Below are 22,466 nucleotides of genomic sequence, written 5' to 3' on the forward strand. Positions count from 1 at the left end.
TCAGCGAACCTCCTTGCCGTTGGCCGCAAGGCGTGCAGCCTGCTGTGCGGCCTCTTCCATAGTCTGTGCGACATGCAGATTGACTCGATTGGCTTGGGCAAGAATGCGCAGACCCTCAGCAGCGGCATTGCCGTCGAAACGGACCACCAGAGGCTTAGAGCTGCCAAGCTTGTCAAGAGCTTCCAGAATGCCCTTCGCCACCTGTTCGCAGGATGTGATGCCACCATACACGTTGACCAGCACCGATTCTACCTGCGGATCAGAAAGCACGATCTCCAGACTGCTGCACATCACTTCGGCAGACGCGCCGCCACCGATATCAAGGAAGTTTGCGGGCTTGACATTGGTTCCCTGATCCTCACCGGCACCGGAAACGGCGTCGAGCGAGCTCATCACCAAACCGGCACCGTTGCCGATTACGCCAACGGAACCTTGGAGATGCACATAATGCAAGCCATGCTCACGTGCCTTCTGCTCGAACGGATCGACATGCACCGGGTCTGCGAACCGACTCCAACCATCGTGGCGGAACGCCGCATTGTCGTCTAAAGAGATCTTGGCGTCCAACGCACACAGTGTCTTGGACGATTCATCATCCGGATCACCGATCTTGGCAAGCGGGTTGATCTCAACAAGCGTAGCGTCATTGTCTTTGAAGCACTGCCACATCTTCAGCAGGATCTGTGCGGCCTGATTAACATCGGCATGATAGAAGCCAATGCTTTCAGCCATCTTGGTAGCCGCTTCGAGGTCGAAATCCTCAAGCGCGTCAATATGCAGACGCTTGACGGATTCCGGATGTTCCTTGGCGATCTCCTCAACCTCGGTGCCGCCATTCGCTGTAGCAAGCACATCGAAATCACGGGAGGAACGATCCACAGAAATGGAGACATAGTACTCGTGAAGAATGTTCTTTGCCTCGGCCACCAACACACCGCTAACCTTGTGCTTGTGAATGGTCATCGGCAGGATGCCTTCGGATGCAAGAATGGCCTCATCGCGATTCTTCGCCAGCCTGACACCACCAGCCTGGCCGCGATGACCAATCTTCACCTGAGCCTTGATCACATTGGGGTAACCAATCTGCTCGGCAGCCTCAGCCACTTCATGAGAGTTCTGCGCGAACACTGCCTTAGGCGTTGGAATACCTTGCTCTTCAAGCAGTTCCCTAGCCTGGTACTCATAGAGATCCATGGATTCTTTTCCCTTGATGCTATTGGTTGTTTACAAAGAATATACTTAAATCACGCAGGCATGGTGATCAACGAACTAGCTGGATACCCCTGTAGGGACTTCATGCCGTCAATGCCGGTAAGTTCCATAACGAAACTGAAACCAGACACCTTGCCACCGCACTTTTCGATCAGCGCACTGGCTGCATTAGCAGTTCCACCGGTGGCGATCAAATCATCAACGATGAGCACACGTTCACCCTCATGCACGGCGCTGGTTTCGATTTCCACGGCAGCCTGGCCATATTCAAGATCATAATGCTGCGACACAGTCTCAGGCGGAAGCTTACCCGCCTTGCGCACGGCGATAAATCCTTTGCCAAGACGCGCGGCCAATGCAGGACCAAATAAGAAACCTCGCGCTTCAAGACCCGCAACGGCGTCGAAGTCATTGGGATCCACTGGCAGCGCGGCCTCAAGAGCGTCCAGAAGAACGCCAAAGGCACGAGCATCAGCCAATACCGGCATGAAATCACGGAAAAGAATGCCTTCTTTTGGGAAACCGGGAATCGTGCGAATTTTAGAAATGAGGTACTCGGCGTTTTCAGCTCCGACCCTGCTTAAACCGGAAACGGTGATATCCGTTGATGCCATGGCGGTAGTTTCCTTCTCCTTCAATATGCGGCACTTTGCATTATAGGATTTCGACGCGAAAAAGAACGGCGAAAATCCCAAAAATGAGATTCTCGCCGATATCTTTTTATATGCTGTCAGCTGTTCTTCTGTTCGGTCTCAGTCTGTACCGCTTCGATCTCACCCTCAATCGGCTCCTGAGCAACCTGATCTTCATCTGCAGAATCGACGGGAAGCGGGTTGCCGTTCTCATCGACCTCGTCATCATGCACATATGCGGGACGCACGTATTCACGGCTGATGGCGTTGAAGCCGAAACGAATCTGGGAACCTTCGGAATCGATGACGATCTCCTCGTATTCGGTATCAACAGAAACAACCTTGCCGATCACGCCGCCGATGGTGATGACCTCGGTACCGGGCTGAAGATTGGCACGAAAATCCTGTCGCTCGGCCTGCTGCTGCTTAGCCTTCTTGGACTGCCAGAACATCATGCCAAACATGGCGACAACGATGACGATGAGAAAAATGTAATCCAAAGCACAACTCCTTGAGGTGGACGCTCAAACGGGACCCTATGTCCAAGACAACGAGTCTAGGCTAGATTGCTGACATCAACCTGAGATTCGTCAGGCACCAAACCGAGATGTTCCCATGCCTTACGTGTCGCCACACGTCCCTTCGGCGTGCGCACAAGGAACCCCTCACGAACCAAATACGGCTCGCAAACCGTTTCCACGGTTTCCGATTCCTCGCCGACCATGGCCGACAGATTGTTCAGTCCGACCGGCCCTCCGTTGAAATTGGTGACAATGGCTTTTAGCACCGCGATATCCAAGCGGTCCAGACCTTCAGTGTCGATCTGGTACAACGCCAAAGCCTCCTTGACATCATCTGGATGCACGGTTTCCAGATCATGCACGATTGCCCAATCCCTTACGCGGCGAAGCAGTCGGTTGGCGATACGCGGTGTACCCCTCGAACGCATGGCAAGCTGATGCGCAGCGCCGTCCTCGAGATGGATGCCGAGCATAGCCGAAGATCGTTCGATAAGCTTTTCAAGCTCCTCATGCGGATAAAAGTCGAGATGCGCGGTGAAACCGAAACGAGCCCTCAACGGCGATGGCAGCATGCCTTCACGAGTGGTGGCACCGATCACCGTAAACCGCGGCAGAGTAAGAGGAATGGAGGAAGCGCCCGGTCCTTTGCCGACCATTACGTCAACACGAAAATCCTCCATGGCTATATACAACAATTCCTCGGCCGCACGTGGAAGGCGATGGATCTCGTCGATGAAGAGCACTTCCCCGGCATCCAAAGAACTCAGAATGGAAGCCAGATCGCCGGCATGTTGAATGGCCGGACCGGAAGTGACTCTGATCGGCACTCCAAGCTCGTTGGCAACAATCATAGCCAACGTGGTCTTGCCCAAGCCCGGAGGCCCCGCCAAAAGAATATGATCTGGAGGAACGTCGCGCTTGCGGGCAGCATCCAAAAATAGCTGCAGCTGCGCCTTGAGCCTTGGCTGTCCGATGAAACCGTCAAGAACATGGGGTCGCAGTTCCTCATCGCTCACCGTCTCGTTGCCGACGGGCGATGAGGAAACCATGCGGAGTGATTCCTCGTTGGCACCAGTATTCGGCTGGTCGAATGCAGAGTCGTTCGTCATGATGGTGCGATTCACCTACCTCGATCAAGGGACGCCAACGCGAGTTTGAGCACACGAGGCACGTCATCGTCTCCCAGTGGAATATCGATATGGTTGCTCTCGCAGACGTCTTGCACGGCATGAACGGCATCCTGTTGACGCCATCCAAGAGACATCAGGCCTTCCACCACCTGTTCCGAACCAGTATCTTCCGTGGAACGTGTTTCAGGAGAAGCGCCTTCAATCTGGCTAAGGTCAATGGACCCTTTAAGCTCAAGGATGATTTTTTGCGCACCTTTTTTACCTAATCCCGGCGCTTTCGCCAGCGCAGTGGCATCGCCGTCCGCCACGGCTCTCGCCAAACGTTCCGGAGGCAACGTCGAAAGCAAGGAAAGGGCAACCTTCGGGCCAATGCCACTGACCTTCTGCAATTGCAGGAACATACGTTTCGATGCGAGCGAGGAAAAGCCATACAGCGTGATCGCATCCTGCGAAACGTTCAACGACGTGTACACCTTCACCGTTTGACCGGCGTGCATGGAAGCCAGATCCGCCGAAGGCATCCTGGTCTCATAGCCAACTCCCCCGACCTCAATGATCGCCGAAACCGCGTCAATGGAATCGACTTGGCCATGCAGCATGCCTATCATGCCGTCACCTCCCATAAACAACTGTAGAACATTTGTTCGATAGTCTACATTCCTCTGCGGACGCCACGCTGCCGTGCCGCATTCTGCGAGGCAAGCGCCCATTGACGTTGCGCATCAGTGAGATGCTGCTCACGTTCGCCCCCTTGCAGCGCACCCGCAGGACGAAGGGCATGGCAAATCGCAATGGCCAACGCGTCGGCCGCGTCAGCAGGTTTGGGCAGGGTGTTCAGCCCCAGAATACGGGCGACCATACGTTCCATCTGAATCTTTTCGGCCTTGCCGTTGCCAGTGATCGCCATTTTCGATTCAGTCGGCGTATGCAGGGCAACGGGAATGCCACGCTGGGCTGCAGCCAACATGGCCAGCCCGGCCGCCTGCGCGGTCCCCAACACGGTGTTGCGGTTCTCTTGTGCGAACACACGTTCAATGGACACGGCATCCGGCGCAAACCGTTCTATTTTTTCAACCAAACCATTGTATATGGCCAACAGACGCAAATCCTGTGACATTTTCGGATCGGACCGCACCACATCCACATGAATAAAAGAAAGCCGGCGGTATGCGCCGGCTTCGATCACGCCGACCCCGCAGCGAGTCAGCCCGGGGTCGACGCCAAGAATAATCACGCTCGATTACTCCTCGTCAAGCTGAGCCATGACCTCATCGGAAGCGGTCCAGTTGGAGTAGATGTTCTGCACATCGTCCAAATCGTCGAGGTTGTCGATGAGCTTGGACACCTTCTGAGCATCCTCAAGAGTCAATTCAACCTCGTTCTTCGGCATCATGACCAGATCAGCGGAATCGTAATCGAAACCAGCATCCTGCAGAGCCTTACGAACATCGATCATTTCGGAAGGATCGGTGACAACGGTGAACACATCGCCATCTTCGGTCACATCCTCGGCACCAGCTTCAGCGGCCTTTTCGAACAGATCGTCGAAATCAACGCCTTCGGCAGGAACGATGATCTGGCCCTTGCGCTCGAAGTTGAAGCTCACGGAACCGGAGGTAGCCAAGGAACCATTGCCCTTGGTCAGGGTGGAACGCACTTCAGCGGCCGCACGATTGCGGTTGTCGGTAAGGCACTCGATGATCAGACCGACGCCTGCGGGAGCATAGCCCTCATAGACGATATCTTCGTAGTTGGCACCGCCGGCCTCTTCACCAGAACCACGCTTGACAGCGCGCTTGATGTTATCGGCAGGCATGGAAGCCTTCTTGGCCTTGTAGATGGCGTCGTACAGGGACGGGTTGCCGTCAGGATCGCCACCACCCATACGTGCTGCAATCTCGATGTTCTTGATCAGCTTGGCGAACAGCTTGCCACGCTTCGCGTCGATGGCGGCCTTCTTGTGCTTGGTGGTCGCCCACTTGGAATGACCTGACATAATGCTCCTAGGCAGGTTGCGGATGTTTCAAACGAAACGATTCTAAAGCGGTTCTAAGACAAAGCGCCTGACATACGGTTGTCAGGCGCGTCAACATTCGCCGTTTGCAGGCAGTTATGGCTGATATGTCCTATGGCCGGCAGTCATCTGTCGACGCGCTTCGAGAATACGCTGGAACACTGTGGCCACACCCAAAACCGCAAGCAATACCATGCCAATGGCCAACCATAAGCCGTGATGCGTCAGCCCAGTGATCGCCATGCCCACCAAAATGATGACCAGTCTGTCGGCGCGTGTTGCGATGCCGTTCTTCACCTCGAAACCAACAGATTCCGCACGGGCACGCGCATACGACGTCACAAACGACGTCATCATCGACACCATGGCCGCGCCAACACCAACCCAACTGATGTAATCCGGGCTTGACTGGCTGATGTCATACCACCAATCGGCGTGCAAGATGAAGAAGACTATCACTCCGGCAAGCAACGCCCAATCGGCGATACGATCCAACGTGGAATCCAAAAAAGCGCCGAACTGGGTGCCTCCCGTGGTCAGCTTCGCGATCGAACCGTCCAGGGAATCGGCCAGCACCAGCAATGTAAGTACTACGGCTCCCGCGAAAAGCCATCCTGTGATGCCGGCGACGAAGGCAACCACAATGGTTCCGATGGCGCCTATGACCGTCACCGCATTTGCGGTCAAACCAATGGATATCAACGCTTTGGCAAGCGGTTCTATGAGTTTTTTGAATGGTGCACGAAGATGTTCTAACATGCGGATTCCTGTTTCTCGGAAAACAAAAAGGGCGCGCAAGCGTCAATATGATGCTCGTGCGCCCTTATATGATCCATGACCTTATAAGACTGAATGCAAGCGAATCGGCTCAGTCTGCGATGGCGGCCTTGAAGTCGTCGACGTTGTTGACCTGCACGCGCTTCTTGAGCACGGTCATGATCTGCGTCTTGGCTTCATCGACCGGCACGCCGTTCAGCTGGCTGCCATCACGGAAGCGGAAGCTCACCGCATTGTTGTTCATGTCTTCCTCGCCAACGATGAGGATGAACGGAACCTTGGACTTGGACGCGTTGCGGATCTTCTTGCCGAAACGATCGTCGGACATGTCGATTTCGCAACGAACCGTTTCTTCTTCGAGGCTGGCGATGAACTTCTGCAGGTGCGGAGCGAATTCATCGGCAACCGGCACGCCAAGCACCTGAACCGGAGCGAGCCATGCCGGGAAAGCGCCGGCGTAATGCTCAAGAAGCACGGCGAAGAAGCGTTCGATGGAGCCGAACAGCGCACGGTGGATCATCACCGGACGCTGGTGGGTGCCGTCCGCAGCGATGTATTCCAAGCCGAAACGTTCCGGAAGGTTGAAATCAAGCTGGATGGTGGACACCTGCCAGGTACGGCCGATGGCATCACGGGCCTGCACGGAAATCTTCGGACCGTAGAAGGCTGCGCCGCACGGATCGTCAACCAGCTCAAGGCCGGATTCCTTGGCGACTTCGGCCAGCGTATTGGTGGCTTCCTCCCAGATCTCGTCAGAACCGACGTACTTGTGCGGATCCTTGGTGGACAGCTCCAGATAGAAGTCATCCAGACCGAAGTCCTTCAATAGGCCAAGCACGAAGGTCAGCAGGCTCTTCAACTCGTCCTTCATCTGCTCGCGGGTGCAGTAGATATGGGAATCATCCTGAGTCAAGCCACGCACGCGGGTCAGACCATGAACCTCGCCGGACTTCTCATAGCGATACACCGTGCCGAATTCGAACAGGCGCAATGGCAGCTCGCGGTAGGAACGCTGGCGGGACTTGAAAATCAGGTTGTGCATCGGGCAGTTCATTGGCTTCAGGTAGTAGTCGAAGCCCTGCTTGACGACGTTGCCGTTCTCGTCTTTTTCCTCATCCAGACGCATTGCGGGATACATGCTATCCTTATACCAATGCAGGTGGCCGGAAGTCTCGTACAGACCGCCCTTGGTGATGTGCGGAGTCTGCACGAAGCTGTAGTGGTGCTTGCGATGCATTTCGCGGGAGTAATCCTCCATCGCGTTGATCACGGCAGCGCCCTTCGGATGGAACACAGCCAGGCCCGGACCGATCTCATCCGGGAAGGAGAACAGATCCATTTCCGCACCAAGCTTGCGGTGGTCGCGCTTGGCGGCCTCCTCAAGGCGGGTTTGATATGCCTTGAGGTCCTCCTTAGTGGCGAAAGCCGCGCCATAGATGCGCTGCAGCATCGGATTGGCTTCGCTGCCACGCCAATATGCGGCTGCGGAACGCTCGATCTTGAACGCCTTGATATAGCGGGTGTTCGGTAGGTGCGGGCCGCGGCACAGGTCCTTCCAAACCACATTGCCGTCACGGTCGACATTATCGTAGAAGCTCAGTTCCTTGCCGCTGATTTCAGTGGCGGCCTCCGGATCGAGGTGGGCTTCCTTATCTTTGATCAGCTCCAGCTTGTACGGCTGATCAGCTTCTTCCGCCAAAGCCTCCTCTTCGGTCACCACGCGGCGACGGAAGGACTGGGACGACTTGATGATGCGCTGCATGCGCTTTTCGATCTCTTTGAGATCGTCAGGAGCGAACGGAGTCTCAACATCGAAATCGTAGTAGAAACCATCTTTGATGACCGGGCCGACACCAAGCTTGGCGTCCGGGCGGATCTCCTGCACGGCCTGTGCCATGACGTGGGTCGCGGAGTGGCGCATAATGGCCAAACCGTCTTCGCTATCAAGCGCGATTGGTTCCACAACATCGCCGTCATGCAGTTCGGTATACAGATCGCGAGGTTCGCCGTTAATGCGTACCGCGATGATGTTCTTGTCTTCTGCAAAGAGCTGGACGCCAGTCTGGTCTGCTGCCACCTCCTTCGCTTCGCCGTTGAGTGTGATGGAGATGGTCTGTTCAGCCATGGGTTGTCCTTTGCTATCGGGGTCCGCGTTACTAATGTGCAGGCCTGGACTGTATGTCAACGATGAACAAGATAGGGTTGAGGGCAGACATCGGCACGCTGAAAAGGTGAACGGCACGCTACAACGCAACTATTTTTAGGATCGGCCAAAAGAAAACGCTACTTAAGGCGTTATTCGACGACATGCGCATACGTGTACTGCGGCGCGCTTCGCGTCGACGTGATTTCCACCTTGTCGGAAGGCACAATCGACACGGTGGAGCCATACTTCACCTTCAAACGTGAACCGACACCGCCCGCAAGATTGACGGCGTTCTGCAGATTGTTGCTATCCCCTATCGCCTTGATGATGAATGGCGCCTCAATATTCGTATCATCGCAGTTGAGACCGTCTGCGGAATCGCTGATATACGTACTGGTAATCACACGAATATCGTTGATTTCAATGACCTCCGCACCGCTATTTCGCAATTCTTCAAGTAACGTGAACAGAATCGACGCATCAATATCCTGCTTTGATCCTTTGGAAATACGGATGACCACGCCTTCTCCAGATACCGGCAGACGTCCGGAAAGAATTCCATTCGATTCGGCATTCTGTTTGGCGATTTCCGCCGCCTTTTCATTCTTGTCGGCTGTGTCCTTCAGCGAGTCAAGCTGACTGGACAGCTCACTTTTGCGCTGCTCAAGCTTTTGGACCTGCGCGCTGGTTTCACTGATGAGTTTGGTTAGTTCGTCCTCGCTCATCGTCTCATATGTGGACGTTGTGTTGTTCAACTGAATGGCATAGCTAAAGCCGAGCAACGCGCAAAGTATGGTTACAAGCACGCTGGAGTACAGACGGGCGCGAGTGGCCTTCGCGTTCAGCGAAATCCGCTTCGGCTTGCGCCTGACCACTGGGAATGATCCGGTCTGGGTGCTGTCGTTGTTCTGGTCCTTAACGATCTGCTCGTGAATTTTGGAGAGCACGTCCTTGTTGTCATCGTCACGTCTGCTCATATCACGTCATCCTTTGAAGATGAAACGTCGGATGGTCGACACATTGGTGAAGATTCGAATGCCGAGCACGACAATGACGGCGGTCTGCAACTGGGAACCAACGCCAAGCTGGTTTCCCAAGAAAACCAGCAATGTTGCGGTGATGACGTTCGAAAAGAAGGAGATCACAAAGACCTTATCGGAAAAGCTGCGCTGGAAATAGGCTCGTGCGGCACCAAGCAGCGCATCGAGCGCGGCCAGAACCATAATCGGCAGATACGGCTGAAGGGCAATGGGAATGTCCGGCCGGACGAACACGCCAATGACCACGCCAATGATAAGTCCCAAGACCGCTGCCATTACTTGACCTTCCTTGCATATGTCACTTCGCCAGTCACCGCCGCTTCCAGTGTAATCGATTTGTTTTTGCTCACTTGCGGATAGATGCCCGCTTCTTTGAAATCATCGTATAAACGTTGTTGTGTTTTCTTGCTCACCGTATTGGCAAGAACGTTGGAATTGCCGATTGCCTCGATGCGATACGGACTTTGCACGGAATTGACTCCGATGAGAATCGTCGTTCCAGCCGTTCGTATGGAAGTCTGCACGCCGAGACGGTATCCGTTGATGGCGATCGCTTCCGCTCCGGCCTGCCAGAGTAGCGAGACGAGCACCTGCAGATCCGAATCTGTGACGACGCGAACCTGACTGCCGTTTTCTCTTGGCAGCGACGAATCCGCGTTGTCACCGCTCACGGACAGCGGATTGGCGATGGTGAGCGTGATGCCTTCGCCTTGCACGGGAAGTATGCCATTGACCATTTCGTCATCCTGTATGGTCTGGTTCAATGACCAGTTCGACACGGATTTCGATTCTTCTTCAACTTGGGCACGCAGCGCATTGACGTCTTTGGTGAGAGTTTCGACGTTTTTTGTTTGCTCAGCCAACTGGCTTGACAGTTGCTTACGCACCTCCTTACGGGGGTCGGTGCTCAACTGACGAACGAATACGCTGCCTGCCGTGCCCACGGCAATGCAGATGAGAAACACCAACACACGGGTAAACCAGACCGAAAACATCGACGGTGTTTTGGTGGCCAGTCTCGAATCCGTATACATCACATCCATCGGACGGTTGGTCAGGTCGTCGATGAGCCGCAGCGAATCATCGTCCAGATTCCGCCCTCTTCGTGAAGTGGATGCAACAGTGTCGGGCTGCACATGATGTGAGGTCAGCCCAGCGAAAGACGCCGAAAAAACGGCGCGCCGCTTCGTGGGCGTATTCTCCGGAGACACCGGAAACGACGCACGTTCCGGAGCATCATGCATCATGTGCGCTAATCCTTATCGTTTTCCAGCAGCTGGATTCCCTGACGTATGTAAATATAGCCGGCCAGCCAGTACAATCCTACGCCCCATATGCCGGTGGCAAGACCGCATAAATGCAATGTATCCGTAGCGGAATTAGACCAGATATCCGCAAAGATCAAAGCGACAATAGCAATCATCAGCATGGCAGTGCCTGCTTTGCCCACAAAATGCACGGGCAACGGACCATAATCATGCTGAGCTAATACCAACACGAGAATCGCCATAATCAAATCGCGCAATCCAACGATGATCAGCATCCACCATGGAATGATGTCGGCGACGCCCAACGCGAGGATGCTACAGAAAATCAGCAGACGATCGGCAATGGGGTCGAGAATCTGCCCGATCTTGCTCACTTGATTGAACGACCTTGCAATAAGACCATCCAAACCGTCAGATACCGCCGAAAGCGCAAGCACGACCAACGCAAGCACCATCTCATGGCGAGAGACCAATACCGAGATGAAAGGAATCGAAATGATTCGCAACAGGCTAATAAGGTTCGGAACCGTGAAATAAATATCCCGCGGTTCCGGACTGTATTGCTTTTTGATAATCAGTTTGCTCATACTTCGAGCAACATTACATTCTCGAGGCCTGCAAGGCGGTGACAATTATGCCACGGGCACCAACTTCATACAATTGGTCCATCAGTTGGTTGACCTTGGCCTTTGGCACGACAACGCGCACGGCCGCCCACTGTTTGTCATGCAGTGGGGAAACGGTCGGGCTCTCAAAGCCCGGCGTGATGGCCACAGCGGCGGAAACCTTCTCGACTGGAATGTCGTAATCCATGAGCACGTAGCGTTGGGCGGTAATCACACCCTGCAGTCGGCGGCTGAGAATCGTCAGGCGGTCATCGTTCTCAGCGAGACGCGGAGAGCGAATGAGCACGGCTTCGGAATGCAGCAACGGCTCCGCGAAAATACGCAAGCCGGCATTGCGGAGCGTGGTGCCCGTGGACACAACGTCGGCGATCAAATCCGCCACTCCAAGCTGCACCGACGATTCGACGGCACCGTCAAGATGCACGGTTTCGGCGTTGATGCCATGCTCGACCAGATAATCATGCACAAGCTTGTCAAAACTGGTGGCGACACGCTTGCCTTCGATGTCTTCAAGCGTGCTGATAGGGGAATCATTCGGGGCCGCGAAACGGAATGTCGATGCGCCGAAGCCAAGTTCCATGTGCTCTTTGGCGTCCGTTCCGGAGTTGAGCAACAGATCATGGCCGGTGACGCCGACGTCGATGGTACCGCGTCCAACGTAGACGGCGATATCGAGTGGACGCAGATAGAACAACTCCACGTCATTGTCGGAATCCTCTACGACCAGCTGACGCGGATTGCTCCTCAGACGATAGCCAGCTTCGGCCAGCATGTTCCATGCAGGTTCAGACAACATGCCCTTGTTAGGCACGGCGATTCTCAGCATTTTTCCTCCCAAAAAAGGCCATGCCTTCTGCGGCATGGCCAAAAACTCACAGATTCTTGTAGATGTCTTCGAGTGTGATGCCACGGTCGATCATCATGACCTGCAGGTGGTAGATGAGCTGGCTCATCTCCTCCGCGGTACGATCGGCGCCTTCGTATTCAGCTGCGATCCAGGTCTCGCCCGCTTCTTCGACGATCTTCTTGCCGATGAAATGCGTGCCCTTGCCCAGTTCGTCAACGGTTAGCGAGCCGGCCTGCTTGGAAGCGGCCTTCTCGCTTAATTCGGCAAAAAGGGATTCAAAAGTCTTCATTGTTCTTGTCTATCCTCAAAAAATTGATGGAAGGTCAGGCCTTGAATGCGGCTTCAGCCTTCTCGCGAATGGAATCAATGGCTTCCGCAGGATTCTCAGCGCCGTACACAGCGGAACCCGCGACCAACACATCAGCACCCGCTTCAGCTACGATATGGGCAGTCTTCGGACTGACACCGCCATCGACCTGAATCTTGGTGGCAAGACCACGGCGGGTAATTTCGTCACGCAAGCGACGCACCTTGGACATCTGGTTGTCGAGGAACTTCTGGCCACCGAAGCCGGGTTCGACGGTCATGATCAAAATCATGTCGAATTCGTCGAGAATATCGAAAATCGGCTCGACAGGTTCAGCCGGACGTACCGCGAAGCAGGCTTTGCAACCCATTTCGCGCAACTGGCGTGCCAGACGCACCGGAGCATGGGTGGCACCCATATGGAAGCTCACGGATGCGGCGCCCAGCTTGGCGTACTCAGGTGCCCAACGATCCGGATCCTCAATCATCAGATGCACGTCAACCGGAAGATCGGTGACTTCGCAGATACGAGCCACGATCGGCTCGCCCAAAGTCAGATTCGGGACGAAATGATGATCCATCACGTCGACGTGAACGAGATCCGCATTGGAAATGGCCTTGAGGTCACGCTCAAGGTTGCAGAAATCGGCGGACAGGATGCTTGGTGCGATTTGAATAGTCATGGCTCTCATTCTATGAAAGGTAATCGACTTGCTGTTACTTGATGTCGGACTGTTTGTCGGTATTCGAGACGGTTTCGGTATCGTTGGTTTCGATTTCATCCGCAGTTTGCTCTGAAAGAGTCGCTGCATGATCGGCGGATTCTTCCGCCCCACTGTTTTCGAGACGTTGCTCGATTTCAGTGACGGTACGAAGCTTCTCCGCCAACAGGTCAGTGTCCTTGCCCATCTGCTGCACGACGATGAACGCCACCACGCCAAGCACGAACACCGCCATGGAAACCCACACGTTGATGCGCACGCCCAAGAACTCATGCGCATAATCGATGCGCAGGGATTCGATCCAAGTACGTCCCAACGTGTACCACATGATGTACACGGTAAATAGGGATCCGGCTTTAAGCTTTTTCATGGCCTTGGATCCGATGTACACGATGATTGCGGCTCCGATGAGATTCCAAATCATCTCATACAGGAAGGTTGGATGGAACAGTGTTCCGCTTGGGCATGTAGACCCGTCGTAGCATTGCTCGCTGTGCCCGATAGCAGTGCCTTCCATATTGAGCTTCAGGCCCCATGGGAAAGTCGTCGGCGCGCCATACAGCTCCTGATTGAACCAGTTGCCCAAACGCCCAACAGCCTGTGCTACCAACAATCCCGGGGCGATGGCGTCGGCCAGCAAGGCCATTGGATAATGCTTGTGTCTGCACCAAGCCCATGCGGCCAACGCTCCAAGCAGCACTCCGCCCCAGATGCCAAGTCCGCCATTCCAGATGCGGAACATCTCCACCCAATCGCCATTCGGCCCGAAGAAACGTTCGGGCGTGGTGATGATGTGATAGATTCGGGCACCCACGATACCGGCGGGGACACTGACCAAAGTGATGTCAAGAACCTGATCGAAATTACCGCCCAACTTCTTCCATCGTGTGGCGGTTATCCATACCGCCAGCACAATTCCCAACAGAATGCATAACGCATAGATGTGAATCGTTACAGGGCCGATGGAAAACTGTGAAATCGTTGGCGATGGAATGTATGCAAGTGTCATGGTTTCCTGATGGTAGTCCACGCATCCGATATGGCGTTGCGTGGACTACCGAAATCGTTGGAATGGTTTACTTCGCGGAGCGTGCGTTGTGAATGCCGTCCGCAAGTTCTTCGGCCTTGGCCGCCAATGCCTTGAGTCCGGTGGCCTCGTCGACGGCGTTCTTTCCGGATTCGTCGAGCATGGTATGCACCAACGCGGATCCGACGATGACACCGTCGGCATAGGAGCCGACTCGCGCACCTTGTTCGGCGGTGGAGACGCCAATGCCGACGCAGACGTTCTTCGCACCGGCATTGCGCGTGCGTGCCACCAACTCCTCAGGCGAAGCGTCAATGGTGGAACGTTCACCGGTGACGCCCATACGGGCGGCTGCATAGACGAAACCGCGAGCATTGTCGGAAACGACCTTCAAACGACTGTCTGTGGAATCCGGCGACACGAGGAAGATTCGGTCAAGTCCGTGACGGTCTGAAGCTTCGATCCATTCGCCAGCCTCATCCGGAATGAGGTCGGGGGTAATCAGGCCAGCGCCACCGGCGTTCTCGAAATCACGCGCGAAACGTTCGACGCCATAATGGTAGATGAGATTCCAGTAGCTCATCACCAACGGAACTCCCCCGGCATTGGCCACGGTCTCAACGGCCCTGAACACGTCCGCGATTTTCTCTCCATTGTCGATGGCGATTTGTGAAGCAGCCTGGATGACAGGACCATCCATGACCGGATCGGAATACGGCAGGCCGATTTCAACGGCATCGACGCCATGCTCGACCATGGTGCGGAATGCCTTCAGCGAATAGTCCGGATTCGGGAATCCATATGGCAGATAGCCGATGAATGCGGGCTTGTTCGCAGCTTCGAACTCATCGAACATGGCTTCCGACGGACTCGGCTTGTGGCTGATGCCGAGCGGCTGTCCGGACAGCGTGGTTGCTGTTGCGTGCGTCATAATGGGATGCTCCTTCTTTCACTCGCTGTCCGCGTTGTTGCCTTGGGCGCCGTTGGCTTCGAGCGCCTTGGCCTGTTCATCGGTCAAATAACCGAACCATTTGCCAGCGGTGTTCATGTCCTTATCTCCACGACCGGAAATGTTGATGATCATGACTGGGTGCTCGTATCCCTTGGCCTTGAGATCCTCAGCTGCCTTGTAGGCGCCAGCAACTGCATGAGAGCTTTCAATCGCCGGAATGATGCCTTCGGTTTCGCAAAGATCCTTGAAAGCGCTCATCGCTTCCTCATCGGTTGCCCAGGAATAGTTGACGCGTCCGATTTCTTTGAGCCATGCGTGTTCCGGGCCGACGGATGCGTAATCCAAACCGGCGGAGATGGAATACGTGTCGAGGGTCTGGCCTTCGGAATTCTCGAGAAGATAGCTCTTGGCACCTTGGAACATGCCCAGTTCGCCGGTTCCCGGAGCGAAACGAATGGCATGACGCCCGGATTCGGGGCCATTGCCGCCCGCCTCGTAGCCGTACAGATTCACGCGTTCGTCATCAAGGAAAGCGTTCATGATGCCGATGGCGTTGGAACCGCCGCCGACGCATGCGCAAACCGCATCCGGATGGTCGATGCCGTACCAATCCTGAAGCTGCTGCTTGGCTTCCTCGCCGATGATCTTCTGGAAGTCGCGCACCATTGCCGGGAACGGATGTGGACCTGCGACCGTGCCAAGCAGGTAGTGCGTGTCTTTGACGTTGGTGACCCAGTCTCGCAAAGCCTCATTGATGGCGTCCTTGAGAATGCGATCTCCCAAAGTGACTTCCACCACCTCGGCACCGAGCATGCGCATGCGAGCGACATTAAGCGCCTGACGACGCGCATCGATCTGACCCATGTAGATGCGGCATTTCAAGCCGAGCATGGCGCACACCGTAGCGGTGGCCACGCCATGCTGTCCCGCGCCGGTTTCAGCGATGACACGGGTCTTCCCCATGCGCTTGACCAGCAGAGCCTGCCCAAGCGCATTGTTGATCTTGTGCGCGCCGGTATGGTTGAGATCCTCACGCTTGAGGAACACACGCGCGTCGAGACCGGTTTTTTCTTTGAGACGCTCGGCGAAACGCGGAGCGTCAGTCAACGGTGATGGACGTCCAACATACTGCTGGTTCAGTCGTGCCAGCTCCTTATGGAACTCCGGATCGGCCTTGGCTTCCTCATAGACGCGTTCAAGCTCGTCAAGCGCCGTGATCAGCGCTTCCGGCACGTAACGTCCGCCGAATTGGCCGAAATATGGTCCTTCGTGGCTTGCCAATGGGGTTTGTTCGGATGCTTTCACTCTTGCTCCTGCCTTTACCAGTCGCTCCACAGCCTGCTCATGGTTGGCTGCGGTTGCGACACCTTCGCCAACCAGCACCGCGTCGGCTCCGGCGCGGGCATAATCCTCCAGCTCAACCGAACCGAACACTCCGGATTCCGCTACACGGATCACATCGTTCGGCAAATCAGCGGCCAGCTCGTTGTATTTGTTCACATCGACCTTGAGGTCCTTGAGATTCCGCGCGTTGATGCCGATGACTCGCGCTCCCGCATCAATGGCACGCTGGATTTCCTCACGGGTATGCGTTTCGACCAGCACCGTCATATTGAGACTATGTGCAAGCTCAAGCAAGGACTTGAGCTTGCCGTCGTCCAACGCGGCGACGATCAATAGCACCAGATCGGCACCGTGCGCACGCGCTTCCCAAATCTGATATTCCGTGACGATGAAATCCTTACGCAATACCGGGATTTTCACAGCTGCACGAACTTTATCGAAATCATCTAGCGATCCCAAAAAGCGACGTCCCTCGGTAAGCACGGAAATCGCGCTGGCTCCGCCCTTCTCGTATTCTCTGGCCAAAGCGGCTGGATCGGGAATATCGCTCAGGTGGCCTTTCGATGGCGAGGCTCTTTTGATTTCCGCGATGACCGGAATGCCGTCGGTCTTTTTCAGCCATTGCCGCGCATCAATAGGCGCTGGCGCGGCAAACGCCTGACGCTTTACTTCATCAAGAGGGATTTTCTGTTCGCGTGCTTGTTGATCTTCAACTGCTCCTGTAACCAGCTCATCGAGTACAGACATAGCGTTCCTTTCAGCAATTGACTCGATTAGTTAGCTTGTTTGGTTTGACTCACAATTGGCGAAGCTGCGAGGCGATCTGAACAGCCTCAACGCTGGCTTCGGCCTTATTGCGAGTCTCCTGCCACTCACTGGCCGGCACGGAATCAAGTACGATTCCAGCTCCGGCCTGCACGCTCGCTTCATGGTCGCGGATGAATGCAGTTCGAATGGCAATTGCCATATCGAGGTTGCCCGAAAAATCGAAATAACCGACAGTACCGCCGTAAATGCCACGATCTGCGGGCTCAAGCTCGTCGATGATCTCGATGGCACGCGGTTTCGGCGCTCCAGAAAGCGTTCCCGCAGGAAATGCAGAGGTGAACACGTCGAATGATGTCATGTCGGGGTTGACCCTGCCGGTGACGGTCGAGCAGATATGCATGATGTGGCTGAATCGCTTGACATCCATCAAGGAAACAACCTCCACGCTTTCCGGAAGGCATACGCGACTCAGATCGTTACGCGACAGATCGACGAGCATGATGTGTTCGCTGCGTTCCTTCGGATCAGACAGCAGATCCTTGGCGAGCTGCTCGTCTTCCTCAACGGTGGCGCCACGTGGTCTGGAACCCGCGATCGGGAAGGTCATGGCATGACCGTTATCCACTTTGATCAGTGTTTCCGGGCTGGAACCGATGACATTGAAATCACGTCCCTGCGCGTCAGTCAGCGACATGAAATACATGTAAGGACTGGGGTTCAACGTACGCAACACACGGTAGACGTCGAACGGATCGGCAGGCGAATCAATGTCGAGACGCTGGGAAATAACCACCTGGAACACGTCACCGTCGATAATATGCTGCTTGGCGATTTCGATAGAGCGCTCGTAATCGCTTTTCTCCGTGCGGAAGCGAAGTTCCGGCTGGCTAACGGTCTCATCCAGCACGTTGACGCGAGCTTCACCTTCGACAGGCGTGGCAACCTTTCGCTGCATATCGTCCAATCGCGACACAGCCTCATCATATGCGGCGTCGGCACGGGTCGGGCGGTCGTCCACATTCACCGCGTTGGCGATCAACCACACCGATCCGGACACATGGTCGACCACGGCAATATCTGTGGCTAGGGCCAACACCATTTCAGGCTGCCCGGTCTCGTTCGGAGCCTCGGCACGCAGGGTCGGCTCCCAGTGGCGAATCGCATCCCAGCCAACGGTACCAACCAGACCGCTGGTCAGATTCGGAAGTCCTTCAACATGCGGCGCCTTCAAGGTTTTCAGCGCGGCATGCGCGACTTCCATTGCATCGCCTTCAGCAGGCACGCCAGCAGGAACCCGCCCCAACCAATCGGCCTTACCGTTGTTGGAACGCAACTGAGCCATGGAATTCACGCCAATGAAACTGTATCTGCTCCACGTACCGCCGAATTCCGCGGATTCGAGAATAAACGTGCCAGAACGTCCAGCAGCAAGTCGCTCATAGAAGCCGACTGGCGTCAAGGAGTCAGCAAGAAGGCGACGTACAATCGGAATGACGCGATATCCCTGGTCCGCCAACTCGTGGAACTGTTCACGTCTCGGCCAGGTGGCGCCCCACTTGAGTGCTTGTACGCTGCATTCGCTCATCGCTGGCCCTCCTGTTCCTTGGTGCGATATCCCACGACCACGGGCAACTGCCCGCCTTCCTCGAAGCAGGATCGTTTGCCGGTATGGCAAGCCGCTCCTACTTGGTCAACTTCAATAAGAATGGCATCACCATCGCAATCCAGCGCGAAAGACTTCACATATTGGGCATGTCCGGAAGTATCTCCCTTACGCCAGTACTCCTGCCTGGACCTCGACCAGAAAGTAACGCGGCCGGTTGTCAAGGTGCGGCGTACGGCTTCATCGTTCATATATCCGACCATCAGCACCTCTTTGGTGTCGAACTGCTGGATGACAGCTGCCACCAGTCCTTTGTCGTCACGCTTGAGACGTTCTGCAATTCGTGGATCGAGAGTAGTGCTGTTGTCGTATGCTTCGTTGGTCATGGTGATGGTATGGTTCGTTTCTTCGATTATTGATTAATGTTCGCTTGTTTTTGCTATTTTCGGCCTTCAACGCACGATGTAGCCGGCGGCTTTGATCGCGTTCTTGACTTCACCGATCGTAACTTTGCCGTAATGGAAGATCGACGCGGCAAGAACGGCATCCGCACCAGCTTCGATTGCCGGAGGAAAATCAGAAGCCTTTCCAGCACCGCCGGAAGCAATGATCGGAATCTTCACTTCCTTGCGCACAGCTTTAATCATTTCAAGGTCGAAACCCTGCTGAGTGCCGTCTGCGTCCATGGAATTCAGCAGAATCTCTCCCGCTCCCAGCTCCTGGGCACGCTTGACCCACCAAATGGCGTCAATGCCCGTGGACTTACGTCCTCCCATGGTGGTGACTTCGAAACCAGACTGAGTATGGCGCTCCCCCTGCTCACGACGCGCGTCAACGGACAATACGAGCACCTGGTTGCCGAAACGTTCCGCGACACGGCTGATCAGTGTCGGATCGTTGATGGCAGCGGTATTGACGCCTACCTTGTCGGCTCCACAACGCAGCAGTGAATCAACATCTTCAGGAGTACGCACGCCTCCGCCGACAGTCAGAGGAATGAAAATCTGTTCGGCGGTTCGACTTACCACATCGACCATGGTCTGTCGATGCGAACTTGACGCGGTCACATCGAGGAAGGTCAGCTCGTCGGCTCCTTGGCGGTAGTATTCCGCGGCAAGCTCGACCGGGTCGCCGGCATCGCGAAGATTTTCGAAATGCACGCCTTTGACTACTCTTCCCGCATCAACATCAAGACATGGAATGACTCGGACTGCCAGTGACATGCTGTTTTACTCCTTCGCGCATGGTATCGTGCAACGAATGTAAGAGTAACCGTTTTACGTTACGCATGTCTGTCGGAAGTCCGGGTAGCGGACAAAACAGCTTCTTTCCTTGACAGCTAATCGCGTTCTTTAGCCGCAAGCTGCCCGCATGCGCCATCGATGTCCTGCCCGCGCGTATCTCTCAACGTAGCGGTGATGCCAGCCTTGTGAAGAATGTCAAGAAACTGTTGTTCATCCTCAGGCTTCGAAGCGGTCCATTTCGACCCTTCGATAGGATTAAGCGGAATCGGGTTGACGTGAACCCAATTATCACCGTAATGGTTCAGGCGTTTAGCGAGCAACTTGGCATGTTCGGCCTGATCGTTGATGCCACGCATCAGAGCATATTCGATGCTCACGCGGCGCTTCGAAGCCAGATAGTAGTCGTGTGCGGCGTCAAGCACCTGCGTGGTGTTGAAACGTTTGTTCATTGGAACAAGCTCATCTCGCAGTTCATCGCTCGGAGCGTGCAAAGACACGGCCAGACGCACCGGAATACCCTCAGCCGTAAGTTTTTTAATACCAGGTACCACGCCGACCGTGGAGACGGTAATGTTACGTGCCGAAATACCGAAACCCTCGGGCGGCATGGAACTGATCTGACGAACAGCGCTCAATACCGACTTATAGTTGCCCATGGGCTCTCCCATGCCCATGAATACAATGTTGCTCAGGCGTCCGGGCCCACCCGCAACTTCTCCGTCACGCATGGCTTTCGCGGCCACACGGACCTGTTCCACAATCTCGCCTGCCGACATGTTTCGAGTCAGACCCAATTGGCCCGTAGCGCAGAAGGGGCATCCCATGCCGCAACCGACCTGACTGGAGATGCACAACGTGGTGCGTGTGGGATAGCGCATGAGCACGGACTCAATAAGCGAACCGTCGAACAGGCGCCACAACGTTTTGATAGTGGTGCCCTCATCAGCCACTTGACGAGTCACTTCGGTAATGAGCGTCGGGAAAAACACCTTCGCGGCCTCGACTCGTTTCGTTGCTGGGAAGTCGGAGAATTCCTCCGCGTTGACATCGAAATGCCCGTAATAATGATTGGCAAGCTGCTTGACCCTGAATTTCGGAAGTCCAAGATCCTTGGCTTTAGCGATACGCTCTTCCTCGGTCATATCCGCAAAATGCATCGGCGGCTTGCCTCGACGCGCATGATCTTTGGATAACACGTCTCGGAAAGCACCAGTGGTGCCTCCTGGGGTGATGCCGGTCTCTGGCAGATCCTTCATGGAGTTCGCAGAGTCGCTCATTACTTTTCTTTGACCCTTCCTACATTCCAGTCGCCCACAGCAGCACGCACACGAATGGTGCGCACAACAGAATGGAATCCACTCGATCCATCACGCCGCCATGCCCCTTGAGCAGATGGCCCATATCCTTGATACCGATATCTCGCTTCAGCATGGATGCACACAAGTCACCAAACGTTCCGGCAATGCCGATCATGAAACCTGCCACGACGGGAACCCACCAACGAGAAGCCCACACGTCTGGCTCGTATGTGCAGAACATCACTACGAAGGAGCCAACCATGGAGAACAGGATGGACCCGGCAAGTCCTTCCCACGATTTCTTCGGCGAAATACGCGGGCTCAGCTTGTGCTTGCCCAGCCATGCTCCAGCAAACAGGCCGCCAGTATCGCTCAATGCGGGCATGAACACCATCATGATGGCGTGAGCAACGGGATGCCCATTGAATGTCAGTGGCATGATGACGCAAGACGCCAGAAGAGGAATATACAACACGGTGAACATGGAAACCGCAACATGGCTCAAACGGCTATGGGTTACCTCTCCCTGCTCATGGTTGAACGACGATTCGAGTCTTGCGCCGGCATCGGTATGGGAAAGTTTGTCGGCAACCGCCAGTGAGATGCGGCTGCCGAACGTCACCTTGGCGCTGGCTGCGATCGCGACAATCACTAGAGACGCCAGTACACATACCGTCATGGCGACGATATGACGTTCGCTGTAATAGGTGGACAGCAGCGTCGCCGCCGAACACACCCACAGCACCGCCACAGGAATGTGCAATCCCACAGTGGCGAAATCGACGCGCAGCTCCCACAGGGCAAGCATCATGAAAAGCACGACCAGATAGACGAACAAGTCGATGCTGATCAGCAGGCATGCCAAAATGAGGATGACGAGGACCGCTCCCGTGGCGATGGCCTGAGGCATGTTACGGCCCGTCTTCTTGTTGATGGCGTTGATGGCCTCTTCGGCTTCCTTTTCGTGCTGTTCCTGATGTTCCATCATG

General features: G+C 55.1%; 24 protein-coding genes. All 24 read right to left on the reverse strand.

Features of this window, described 5'->3' with window-relative positions; genetic code table 11:
• Positions 1-1,194: an ADP-forming succinate--CoA ligase subunit beta gene (sucC, locus tag CE168_RS07875; RefSeq protein WP_099571869.1), complete on the reverse strand. Its 1,194-nt coding sequence runs from the start codon at positions 1,192-1,194 to the stop codon at positions 1-3.
• A gap of 50 nt (positions 1,195-1,244) precedes the next feature.
• A complete protein-coding gene (locus CE168_RS07880; RefSeq protein ID WP_099571870.1) occupies positions 1,245-1,826 on the reverse strand; it encodes an adenine phosphoribosyltransferase in 582 nt (193 codons plus the stop codon).
• A gap of 116 nt (positions 1,827-1,942) precedes the next feature.
• Positions 1,943-2,308 (reverse strand): preprotein translocase subunit YajC, encoded by a 366-nt coding sequence (locus CE168_RS07885; protein ID WP_236824369.1) that lies wholly within the window; start codon positions 2,306-2,308, stop codon positions 1,943-1,945.
• A 92-nt stretch (positions 2,309-2,400) separates the two neighbouring features.
• Positions 2,401-3,474, reverse strand: a complete 1,074-nt coding sequence (gene ruvB, locus CE168_RS07890) for a Holliday junction branch migration DNA helicase RuvB (protein WP_099571916.1) — start codon at positions 3,472-3,474, stop codon at positions 2,401-2,403.
• Between the two features lie 11 nt (positions 3,475-3,485).
• Positions 3,486-4,103, reverse strand: coding sequence for a Holliday junction branch migration protein RuvA (gene ruvA, locus CE168_RS07895; RefSeq protein WP_033501122.1), 618 nt, complete (start codon positions 4,101-4,103; stop codon positions 3,486-3,488).
• Between the two features lie 44 nt (positions 4,104-4,147).
• Positions 4,148-4,729, reverse strand: a complete 582-nt coding sequence (gene ruvC, locus CE168_RS07900; protein ID WP_099571872.1) for a crossover junction endodeoxyribonuclease RuvC — start codon at positions 4,727-4,729, stop codon at positions 4,148-4,150.
• 6 nt (positions 4,730-4,735) lie between these two features.
• A complete protein-coding gene (locus CE168_RS07905) occupies positions 4,736-5,491 on the reverse strand; it encodes a YebC/PmpR family DNA-binding transcriptional regulator (protein ID WP_033501075.1) in 756 nt (251 codons plus the stop codon).
• Positions 5,492-5,605: 114 nt separating this feature from the next.
• Positions 5,606-6,268 (reverse strand): phosphatidylinositol phosphate synthase, encoded by a 663-nt coding sequence (gene pgsA, locus CE168_RS07910; protein WP_099571873.1) that lies wholly within the window; start codon positions 6,266-6,268, stop codon positions 5,606-5,608.
• Positions 6,269-6,377: 109 nt separating this feature from the next.
• Entirely contained in the window at positions 6,378-8,411 is a 2,034-nt protein-coding gene (thrS, locus tag CE168_RS07915) for a threonine--tRNA ligase (RefSeq protein WP_099571874.1), read from the reverse strand.
• Positions 8,412-8,581: 170 nt separating this feature from the next.
• Complete coding sequence (locus CE168_RS07920; protein WP_099571875.1) at positions 8,582-9,409, reverse strand: DUF881 domain-containing protein; 828 nt, start codon at positions 9,407-9,409, stop codon at positions 8,582-8,584.
• 6 nt (positions 9,410-9,415) lie between these two features.
• Positions 9,416-9,748, reverse strand: coding sequence for a small basic family protein (locus tag CE168_RS07925; RefSeq protein WP_099571876.1), 333 nt, complete (start codon positions 9,746-9,748; stop codon positions 9,416-9,418).
• Positions 9,748-10,719: a DUF881 domain-containing protein gene (locus CE168_RS07930; protein WP_099571877.1), complete on the reverse strand. Its 972-nt coding sequence runs from the start codon at positions 10,717-10,719 to the stop codon at positions 9,748-9,750. Before CE168_RS07930 ends, CE168_RS07925 begins: the two co-directional genes overlap by 1 nt.
• Before the next feature lie 5 nt (positions 10,720-10,724).
• Positions 10,725-11,327 carry a CDP-alcohol phosphatidyltransferase family protein gene (locus tag CE168_RS07935; protein WP_099571878.1) on the reverse strand — a complete coding sequence of 201 codons (603 nt, stop codon included), beginning with the start codon at positions 11,325-11,327 and terminating at the stop codon, positions 10,725-10,727.
• 13 nt (positions 11,328-11,340) lie between these two features.
• On the reverse strand, positions 11,341-12,192 hold the full coding sequence (gene hisG / locus CE168_RS07940) for an ATP phosphoribosyltransferase (protein WP_099571879.1): 852 nt from the start codon (positions 12,190-12,192) through the stop codon (positions 11,341-11,343).
• 46 nt (positions 12,193-12,238) lie between these two features.
• Positions 12,239-12,502: a phosphoribosyl-ATP diphosphatase gene (locus CE168_RS07945; protein ID WP_003834733.1), complete on the reverse strand. Its 264-nt coding sequence runs from the start codon at positions 12,500-12,502 to the stop codon at positions 12,239-12,241.
• A 34-nt stretch (positions 12,503-12,536) separates the two neighbouring features.
• Positions 12,537-13,202, reverse strand: a complete 666-nt coding sequence (gene rpe, locus CE168_RS07950; protein WP_033501068.1) for a ribulose-phosphate 3-epimerase — start codon at positions 13,200-13,202, stop codon at positions 12,537-12,539.
• A 34-nt stretch (positions 13,203-13,236) separates the two neighbouring features.
• Positions 13,237-14,250 carry a prolipoprotein diacylglyceryl transferase gene (gene lgt / locus CE168_RS07955; RefSeq protein WP_099571880.1) on the reverse strand — a complete coding sequence of 338 codons (1,014 nt, stop codon included), beginning with the start codon at positions 14,248-14,250 and terminating at the stop codon, positions 13,237-13,239.
• A 67-nt stretch (positions 14,251-14,317) separates the two neighbouring features.
• On the reverse strand, positions 14,318-15,199 hold the full coding sequence (gene trpA / locus CE168_RS07960) for a tryptophan synthase subunit alpha (protein ID WP_099571881.1): 882 nt from the start codon (positions 15,197-15,199) through the stop codon (positions 14,318-14,320).
• 18 nt (positions 15,200-15,217) lie between these two features.
• Positions 15,218-17,311: a bifunctional indole-3-glycerol phosphate synthase/tryptophan synthase subunit beta gene (locus CE168_RS07965; protein WP_099571882.1), complete on the reverse strand. Its 2,094-nt coding sequence runs from the start codon at positions 17,309-17,311 to the stop codon at positions 15,218-15,220.
• 49 nt (positions 17,312-17,360) lie between these two features.
• Entirely contained in the window at positions 17,361-18,917 is a 1,557-nt protein-coding gene (gene trpE, locus CE168_RS07970) for an anthranilate synthase component I (protein ID WP_099571883.1), read from the reverse strand.
• A complete protein-coding gene (hisI, locus tag CE168_RS07975; RefSeq protein WP_003834725.1) occupies positions 18,914-19,321 on the reverse strand; it encodes a phosphoribosyl-AMP cyclohydrolase in 408 nt (135 codons plus the stop codon). Before hisI ends, trpE begins: the two co-directional genes overlap by 4 nt.
• A 66-nt stretch (positions 19,322-19,387) precedes the next feature.
• On the reverse strand, positions 19,388-20,158 hold the full coding sequence (hisF, locus tag CE168_RS07980) for an imidazole glycerol phosphate synthase subunit HisF (protein WP_099571884.1): 771 nt from the start codon (positions 20,156-20,158) through the stop codon (positions 19,388-19,390).
• A gap of 116 nt (positions 20,159-20,274) precedes the next feature.
• A complete protein-coding gene (gene rlmN, locus CE168_RS07985; RefSeq protein WP_099571917.1) occupies positions 20,275-21,435 on the reverse strand; it encodes a 23S rRNA (adenine(2503)-C(2))-methyltransferase RlmN in 1,161 nt (386 codons plus the stop codon).
• A 40-nt stretch (positions 21,436-21,475) separates the two neighbouring features.
• A complete protein-coding gene (locus tag CE168_RS07990; protein WP_099571885.1) occupies positions 21,476-22,462 on the reverse strand; it encodes a phosphatidate cytidylyltransferase in 987 nt (328 codons plus the stop codon).
• Positions 22,463-22,466 lie beyond the last annotated feature (4 nt).

Origin of the sequence: Bifidobacterium sp. N5G01 (genome assembly GCF_002742425.1) — a bacterium.
Taxonomy (GTDB): domain Bacteria; phylum Actinomycetota; class Actinomycetes; order Actinomycetales; family Bifidobacteriaceae; genus Bifidobacterium; species Bifidobacterium hominis.